Origin of the sequence: Dawidia cretensis (assembly GCF_018598175.1) — a bacterium.
Taxonomy (GTDB): domain Bacteria; phylum Bacteroidota; class Bacteroidia; order Cytophagales; family Cyclobacteriaceae; genus Ohtaekwangia; species Ohtaekwangia cretensis.
Map to the genome: position 1 here is coordinate 1 of NZ_JAHESE010000148.1, position 342 is coordinate 342.

Genomic DNA, 342 nt, shown 5'->3' on the forward strand with positions numbered 1-342 from the left:
GGCAGAAAGAGGGCGACATCACAAGCGTTCAAAGATTTGGCACAACCGACCAAGTTGTCACCGCGTACCCCATGTGGCAAGAGAGCGACGCTGTTATCAAGCGTATAGCCTTCCTCCGACTAAAAACTTTGACCATTGCCTATAGCCTTCCTCGCACGGTGCTTGATCCGATTCATGTTGACAATGGAAAGGTGTTTCTCCAAGCACAAAACCTCTATACTGAATCGATCCTCGATTTGTGGGACCCAGAAACGCTCAGCGTTGCTTCACCACCACGTATAGTGAGCTTAGGTTTTCAGATAAAACTCTAAAAAAGATTTTATGCGATTTTCTACATTATTC

The 342-nt window shown here is 45.6% G+C and carries 1 protein-coding gene; it reads left to right on the forward strand.

The genetic code is table 11. The features are described 5' to 3' along the window. Positions 1-311 (forward strand): hypothetical protein (locus tag KK062_RS30135; protein ID WP_254088094.1); only part of this gene is annotated, 311 nt, incomplete at its 5' end. Positions 312-342 lie beyond the last annotated feature (31 nt).